The sequence below is a fragment of the Limisphaerales bacterium genome (assembly GCA_014382585.1).
In the GTDB taxonomy this organism is placed as follows: domain Bacteria; phylum Verrucomicrobiota; class Verrucomicrobiia; order Limisphaerales; family UBA1100; genus JACNJL01.
This window is the reverse complement of sequence record JACNJL010000047.1, coordinates 1-7,785: the sequence shown is the minus strand read 5'-3', so window position 1 is coordinate 7,785 and position 7,785 is coordinate 1. Positions and strand designations below refer to the sequence as shown.

The 7,785-nt window shown below is 55.9% G+C and carries 6 protein-coding genes and 2 pseudogenes; all 8 read left to right on the top strand.

Translation table 11 applies throughout. The annotated features are described in order from the left end of the window. Positions 1-64 precede the first annotated feature (64 nt). The 8 genes and pseudogenes from H8E27_10885 (at position 65) to H8E27_10850 (ending at position 7,589) form a co-directional block, all read left to right on the top strand. Positions 65-364, top strand: a pseudogene (locus tag H8E27_10885) (restriction endonuclease). Continuing rightward, on the top strand, positions 361-1,203 hold the full coding sequence (gene dinD, locus H8E27_10880) for a DNA damage-inducible protein D (protein ID MBC8326115.1): 843 nt from the start codon (positions 361-363) through the stop codon (positions 1,201-1,203). The pseudogene H8E27_10885 and the gene dinD overlap by 4 nt, the downstream one beginning before the upstream one ends. Positions 1,204-1,218: 15 nt before the next feature. Then, positions 1,219-4,035, top strand: a pseudogene (locus tag H8E27_10875) (site-specific DNA-methyltransferase). A 258-nt stretch (positions 4,036-4,293) separates the two neighbouring features. After that, the gene (locus H8E27_10870; GenBank protein MBC8326114.1) at positions 4,294-4,548 is read left to right on the top strand and encodes a helix-turn-helix domain-containing protein; all 255 of its coding nucleotides are present in this window, start codon (positions 4,294-4,296) and stop codon (positions 4,546-4,548) included. Between the two features lie 17 nt (positions 4,549-4,565). Beyond that, positions 4,566-5,105, top strand: a complete 540-nt coding sequence (locus H8E27_10865; protein MBC8326113.1) for a PIN domain-containing protein — start codon at positions 4,566-4,568, stop codon at positions 5,103-5,105. A 5-nt stretch (positions 5,106-5,110) separates the two neighbouring features. Further along, on the top strand, positions 5,111-7,183 hold the full coding sequence (locus tag H8E27_10860; GenBank protein MBC8326112.1) for a DEAD/DEAH box helicase: 2,073 nt from the start codon (positions 5,111-5,113) through the stop codon (positions 7,181-7,183). Between the two features lie 13 nt (positions 7,184-7,196). Then, complete coding sequence (locus H8E27_10855; protein MBC8326111.1) at positions 7,197-7,334, top strand: hypothetical protein; 138 nt, start codon at positions 7,197-7,199, stop codon at positions 7,332-7,334. Between the two features lie 27 nt (positions 7,335-7,361). Continuing rightward, positions 7,362-7,589 carry a DUF433 domain-containing protein gene (locus H8E27_10850; protein MBC8326110.1) on the top strand — a complete coding sequence of 76 codons (228 nt, stop codon included), beginning with the start codon at positions 7,362-7,364 and terminating at the stop codon, positions 7,587-7,589. Positions 7,590-7,785: the final 196 nt, after the last annotated feature.

Genomic DNA, 7,785 nt, shown 5'->3' with positions numbered 1-7,785 from the left:
GCTCCGCATTCCAACATCAACTGCCCGACAATTGCCTCGGGATGAATAGGTCAGGCTAGGCGAAAACCGCATCTACCGGCCCGACTTCATCGTGCAGGTGGATGACGGCCAAGGCACGGACGATCCCCTCAACCTCATCGTGGAAATCAAGGGCTACCGGCAGGAAGACGCCCGCGAAAAGAAATCCACCATGGACACCTACTGGATTCCCGGCGTGAACAACCACCAAAAATACGGCCGCTGGGCCTTCGCCGAGTTCACCGACGTCTACGAAATCCAGTCCGATTTCGAGGCCCGCGTGGAGGCGGAGTTCGAGAAGATGGTGGAATCAGCCACAATACAGGAAAAGGAGAACACTTTATGAAATCAGAAATCATCCGAACTCTCACAAGCACTTTTGAGGGTCATGCCCAAAAAACGGAAAACGGAGTCGAATTTTGGCTCGCCCGCGATTTACAGCATCTGCTGGGGTACTCCAAATGGGAGAATTTTCAAAATGTTGTTTTCAAGGCAAAAACTGCCTGTGAGGTGTCAGGTCATGAGGTAATAGACCATTTTCCTGACGTCAGGAAAATGGTCGATCTCGGCTCCGGCAGTCAGCGGGAGATCGATGACATCATGCTCACCCGATATGCCTGCTACTTGGTGGCCCAAAACGGTGATCCCAAGAAGCCGGAAATCGCCTTTGCACAGACCTATTTTGCCATCCAGACCCGAAAAGCTGAGATCATTGAGCAGAAAATGCTCGAAACAGAGCGAGTCCACGCCAGAAAGAAACTCACCAATACGGAAAAGGAACTCTCAAAAATTATTTACGAGCAAACCGGAGCAGATCGCAATTTTGGGCTTATCCGAAGCAAGGGCGATCAGGCTCTTTTCGGCAATACTACTCAGGAAATGAAATCACAGTGGAACGTGCCCGCCAGCCGACCGTTGGCGGACTTTGCCCCCACCATCATTCTCAAGGCCAAGGATTTCGCAACCGAGATCACCATTTTCAACTCAACGGAACGCGGACTCACGGCCGAGGCCGCCATTTCCTCCGAGCACATCACCAACAATAAGGCTGTTCGTGACACCCTCATCAATCGTGGTATTCGGCCTGAGAAACTGCCCCCATCGGAAGACGTCAAAAAAGTCGAACGGCGGCTGGTCTCCGAGGAAAAGAAATCCCTGAAAAATCCTGATTCACTCGGCTCCTAAACCGCCACAATTCCTATGCCCAAAAAGAAAACCAAAAAGAAGAAGATAGCCACCTTCAAGCACGAGGAGGCCACTCGGCGCAACATTCCCACTGCCGAGTATGAGGCGATGCTAAAGGATCAGGATCGGGATCCGTTGCAGGTGGCTTTCGAGCGGCGGAATCGGGATTTGGATCCGCAGCTGGTTTGGCGCGGGAAGGATTTGCAGGATTGGAGCGACCTCGTCGTGCCGGCGCCGCCGCTTTACATTCAGGAAAAGGTCCACCCCAAGGTGCTCATCGACGACCTCCTGCGGCGCACCGAGGCCGGCGAACACGCCGCCGAGGCGCAGATCGATCTCTTCTCCGATTTCAATGGCGCGCCCGATGAGGCCGCCCAGACCGAGTTTTACCAGCACGATCAGAACTGGACGAACCGCATGATTCTGGGCGACAGCCTGCAAGTGATGGCGTCGCTGGCCGAACGCGAAGGCCTCAGAGGACGCGTCCAGTGCATCTACATCGACCCGCCCTACGGCATCAAGTTCAACAGCAACTTCCAGTGGTCCACGACCAGCCGCGACGTGAAGGACGGCAAGGCCGATCACATCACCCGCGAGCCGGAACAGGTCAAGGCGTTTCGCGATACGTGGCGAGATGGGATTCACTCGTATCTGACGTATCTCCGCGATCGGCTGACTGCCTCGAGGGATTTGCTTTCAGATCAAGGATCGGTGTTTGTGCAAATTGGGGACGAAAACGTCCATCGAGTGCGAGCACTAATGGATGAAATCTTCGGGGAAGACAATTTCATTTCTCTGATTTCCGTCTCGAAAACGACGTCGTCTACCAACGACTACTTATCAGGCGTGGCAGACTATGTTCTATGGTTTGCCAAGAGACGGGAAGCGACCAAGTATCGCCAACTGTATCACGAAAAAGTCGTAGGTCAGGACGGCGTAAGTCACTACTCCGGCGTTTTGCTGTCGGACGGTTCGCGGCGTCCAGCAACGAAGGAAGAAAAGTCTGGAATTACGCCGTTGAAAACCGGAGAAGTGTTTTACACATCTTCCGATCTTCAGTCGGCGAGCATGGGACGAGAAAAGGGCGAAGGTGCCGCGTCGTGGTTTCCTGTTGAAGTTGCGGCAAAGACTTATCGCCCGACGATGCAAACGCGGTGGAAAACGAGCGAAGCGGGAATGGAACGCCTGAAGTCTGCCGGGCGAGTCATGCCACTCAAGAGTTCCATCCGTTATCTCCGACGGATCGACGACTTCGCAGCATACGCCATCCACAACATTTGGGATGACCTCGGCGGAGCGACAGACAAACGGTACGTCGTGGAAACATCACCGCGACTGGTGGCGCGTTGCTTGCTGATGGCGACCGATCCCGGCGACTTGGTTCTCGATCCAACTTGCGGCTCCGGCACGACCGCTTACGTCGCCGAACAATGGGGCCGGCGGTGGATCACGATCGATACGTCGCGTGTCGCGCTGGCGCTGGCCCGCGCTCGCATCATGGGCGCTCGCTATCCGTACTACCTGCTGGCCGACAGCCGCGAAGGGCAAGCGAAGGAAGCCGAAGTCAGCCGCTCTGCTCCGTCCGAAGCGGCCACGCACGGCCTCGTGCGGCAGGGATTCGTTTACGATCGCGTGCCGCACATCACGCTCAAATCCATCGCCAACAACGCCGAGATCGACGTGATCTGGGACAAGTTTCAGGAGACGCTCCAGCCGCTCCGCGAACAGCTCAACCAAGCGCTGGGCGAATGCTGGCAGGAATGGGAAATCCCACGGGAAGCCGATACCGCTTGGCCAAGCGCGGCCAAGGCAACGCACGAACAATGGTGGCAGCAACGCATCGCCCGGCAGCAGGAGATCGATGCCTCCATCGCGGCCAAGGCGGATTTCGAGCATCTCTACGACAAGCCGTACGAGGACAAATCCAAGGTGCGCGTGGCCGGGCCGTTCACGGTGGAGAGCCTTTCGCCCCACCGCGTCTTGGGTGTGAATGAGGAGGATGAATTGATCGACGGCAATCTGGCCGAGGACAAGCTGGGCTTTGGCGCGGCGCGCGACTTCGCGGCGATCATTTTGGAGAACCTGAAAATGGCCGGCGTGCAGCAGGCGCACAAGGAGGACAAGCTGGATTTCACTTCGTTGAACGGTTGGCCGGGCGATTACATCTGCGCGGAGGGCCGCTACACGGAGAGCGACTCGGAGAATGCGCCGGTAAAGCGCGCGGGCATCTTCATCGGCCCGGAATTCGGCACCGTGGCCCGGGCGGATTTGGTGGCCGCCGCCCGCGAGGCCGCCGATGCAGGCTTCGACGCCCTCATCGCCTGCGCCTTCAACTACGACGCCCACGCATCCGATTTCCAAAGCCTCGGCAAAGTGCCCATCCTCAAGGCCCGCATGAACGCGGACCTGCACATGGCGGAGGATTTGAAAAACACCGGCAAGGGCAACCTCTTCGTCATCTTCGGCGAGCCGGACATCGACGTGCAGGACGCGGAGGATGGCCAAATCTAAGTGAAGATCAACGGCGTGGACGTCTTCAAGCCGCAGACCGGCGAGGTGATCAGCGACAGCGCCGCCGGCATCGCCTGCTGGCTCATCGACACGGATTACAACGAGGAAAGCTTTTTCGTGCGCCAAGCCTATTTCCTCGGCGCCAATGACCCGTACAAGTCACTGAAAACCACGCTAAAAGCAGAGATCAACGAGGAAGCCTGGGCCACCCTGAACAGCGACCTCAGCCGCCCCTTCGACAAACCCGAATCCGGCCGCATCGCCGTGAAAGTGATCAACCACTTGGGAGATGAAGTAATGAAGGTGTTCAAAGTGGATTAGCGTTTATAGCGATTATTTGCTTGCGGTACGGTGAGGGTGTGCTAGGTTGGTTTGCCCGTTATGATTACAAATAGAAACAACCGATTGGATCCTTCGCTGATGTCTCCGGAAGTGATCGAAGAATTGGTGACGGCGATTGCCCGGCCAGGCCATGTGGCGCTGATCGATGATCAAGGCAATCGCACGGAGATTCCGGAGGTTTTTTTCCAACACATTGAGCGGCTAATCCGGTTGATGAGTGAACAGCGTGCAGTCATGATGATCCCGGAAGATGAAACCTTCACAACCCAGGCGGCGGCTGATCACTTGGGGATGTCGCGCCAGCATTTTGTGAACCTGCTGGAAGAGGGGAAGATCGGCTTTCACAAAGTGGGCTCTCACCGCCGGGTGACCTTCAAGAATCTGTTGGCCTTTGAGGCAAAGCGGGACAAGGAACGGCGGGGAGTGCTGGATGGCTTGGCTGAAACCGTGGACAAAGCCGGACGCTATGAATCGGAATATACCGGCGGATAATGAAGGCTGACTTCAAGGTGGTGCTGGACGCCTGTGTGTTGGCCAATTTTGGGGTATGCGATTTGCTGCTGAAGCTCGCCGAGCGTCCCCGCCAGTATCTGCCGGTTTGGTCCACGGAAATTTTGGACGAAGTGAGAGGGGTGCATGTCGATGTCTTGGACTGGCCCGAAAAGTTGGCGGATTCGTTTCAATTAGAATTGCGAAAGGCATTTCCTCAAGCGGCAGTGGATGATTACGGACATATCGTGCCCACGCTGACCAATGATGAGAAAGACCGGCATGTACTGGCGGCCGCCGTCCGAGCGGGTAGCTTCCTGATTCTCACTTTCAACACCAAGGATTTCCCCGAAGCATCATTGGCTCCATGGTCAATAGAGGTGTCGCATCCGGATGATTATTTGCTGGTTCTTTATGCCATGGAGCCTTCACAAGTGGTGAGCCGAATTGCCGCGATTGCCGCCAAGCGCGGATTAGATGAGCAGGATGTGTTGCTTCGCTTGGGCAAAGTGCTGCCAAAGTTCGCGGGCAAATTGTTAGATGATCTCGAATTGAGTTGAGCCTCATGGATTTCCGCATTGCAGACACGTTTCAGAACAGCCTCGCCAAGCTCACGGGTGATGAGCAAAAGGCGGTGAAGACCACGGCGTTTGATTTGCAATTGAATCCGGCCAACCCGGGGATGAAGTTTCACCGGCTGGATAAATCCAAGGATAAAAATTTCTGGTCCGTGCGCGTCAGCCGGGACATCCGGGCGATCATTCACAAATTGGAGTCCAGCATGATGCTCTGCTTCGTGGGCCATCACGATGACGCCTACCACTGGGCTGAGCGGCGCAAAGTCGAGAAGCACCCCAAGACCGGCGCGGCGCAGATTGTGGAGGTGCGGGAGTTGGTGAAGGAAATCACAATCCCCGTTTATGTGGAAGCCGTGCAAGAGGCTCCACCCAAGCCAAAATTGTTTGCGGACACACCGAAGGAGGAATTGCTCGGCTACGGCGTGCCGGAAGAATGGATCGCGGACATCCGGCAAGCTGACGAGGATTCGATTCTGGAATTGGCTGATCATCTTCCCCCCGAGGCGTCGGAGGCGTTGCTGGAAATGGCCGTGGGCGGCAAGCCGGTGATGCCCGAGCCGATGGCGCCGGATGCGGATCCGTTTGATCATCCCGATGCGCAGCGCCGTTTCCGCGTGATGAGCAACAAGGAGGAACTGGAACGCGCGTTGGAGTTTCCATGGGACAAGTGGACGGTGTTTCTCCACCCCGCCCAGCGGCTATTGGTGGAACGCGAATACAACGGCCCGGCGCGGGTGGCGGGCTCGGCCGGCACGGGCAAAACAATCGTGGCATTGCACCGCGCGGTTTACTTGGCACGAAAAAATCCCGAAGCCCGGGTGTTGCTGACGACTTTCTCCAATGCCTTGGCGTCTGCCTTGAAGACCCGCTTGCAACGTTTGGCCGGCAATGAGCCGAGGATTGCTGAGCGATTGGAAGTGCAGTCGATTGACTCCATCGCTCAACGCATCGCAACGGCCAACTGGGGAAAGATGGAATTGGCGGACGGAGAACGCATCCGGGACTTGATTTCGGATGCTTCGAATGAAGTGACCGAGTCACGGTTCACCCAGAAATTTCTCTGGGAAGAATGGGAACAGGTGGTGGACGCCTGGCAAATCGAATCGTGGGAAGCCTATCGTGACGTCCAACGATTGGGCCGGAAAACTCGATTGGCCGAAACCCAACGGAACATCCTCTGGGGGATGTTCGAAAAGGTCCGGAAAAAGCTGGCGGGAGAAGGACTGACCACCCAAGCCGGGTTGTTTGTTCGTCTTGCCAACCACCTGTCAGAAGCGGGCAATGCGCCGTTTGAATTTTCCGTGGTGGACGAGGCGCAGGATTTAACCGTGCCGCAATTGCGCTTTCTGGCAGCTCTCGGTGGCGGCCGGTCCAACAGTCTCTTTTTCGCCGGCGACCTGGGCCAGCGGATCTTTCAACCGCCATTTTCCTGGCTGGCACTGGGTGTGGATGTGCGCGGCCGCTCCAATACCTTGCGCATCAACTACCGGACGTCCCACCAAATTAGAAAACAAGCCGACCAATTGTTGCCTCCTGAATTTCAAGATGTGGATGGAAACACCGAAGACCGCCGCGGAACCGTTTCCGTCTTCAACGGCCCAGAACCTCAATTCGACGCGTTTGACACAGCAGAAGAGGAAATAATCGCTGTTGGCCATTGGTTGAAAGAATTGGATGCAAACGGATTTCACCAGTCAGAAATCGGTGTTTTTGTAAGATCCGCTGCACAGGTGAATCGGGCCAAGGAAGCGATTCAATCTGCCAGCTTGAAATGGAGTGAGCTGGATGATGCCGTGAACTTCGAAGAAGCCGCCATTAACATCTGCACGATGCATCTGGCCAAGGGACTGGAATTCCGGGCTGTGGCGGTGATGGCCTGCGATGATGAAGTAATCCCGCTTCAGGAACGCATCGAAACCGTCGCCGACACCGCCGACCTCGAGGATGTTTACAACACCGAAAGGCATCTACTCTACGTAGCCTGCACCCGCGCACGCGACAGGTTATTTGTGACTGCAGTCAATCCGCAATCAGAGTTTCTGGATGATATGAAACAATAATCGAATCAAGCCCATGGCCGCCGCCCTCAAGCGCGCCGAAACCATTCGCCCGCCTGACACCCCCGCCACCGTCGTCCTCCCCGGCGACAAAGATCTCGCCATGTTCGTCGCCTTCAGCTGCCGCGCCTTTTTGGAGAAGTTGGAGAAGTGACGCGCAAACCCAATGTGCTTGTGATCAATTCCCCTCTCGTCGGACTACAAAGAGCGCATTGCCATCGAGCCGGGCAAACGCAGCGGGCGCCCCTGCGTACGTGGCGGACGTACTAGACTGGCCAATTGCATGAGCCACACTGTAAGACTTTCTGATTTCCCAGAGTTGACCGAGGAAGATTTACGCGCTTGCCTCGCCCATGCCGCCGAACGTAAACAGGCGATGTGTTTTGGGAATCGAACCCAACGAACATAGAATTCCCCGTTTTCCGGGGAAATTCAGCTATCACACCGATTATTCAGAAAACCCTGAGAGACCCAATTCTCCCAACGTTTTCCCCATATCTCAGTGTTAATGGAGTGTGGGATTTTTGATCAAAATATAGAGGTTTATAGAATCAATCCAGACGAAGGCTTAACGCCGTGAGTTTGAGTGCGAATAAAAGCGGATC

Bases quoted from the DNA above. Each gene is read 5' to 3' on its own strand.
- dinD (MBC8326115.1), top strand. From the start codon at position 361: ATGAAATCAGAAATCATCCGAACTCTCACAAGCACTTTTGAGGGTCAT.
- H8E27_10870 (MBC8326114.1), top strand. From the start codon at position 4,294: ATGATCCCGGAAGATGAAACCTTCACAACCCAGGCGGCGGCTGATCAC.
- H8E27_10860 (MBC8326112.1), top strand. From the start codon at position 5,111: ATGGATTTCCGCATTGCAGACACGTTTCAGAACAGCCTCGCCAAGCTC.
- H8E27_10855 (MBC8326111.1), top strand. From the start codon at position 7,197: ATGGCCGCCGCCCTCAAGCGCGCCGAAACCATTCGCCCGCCTGACACC.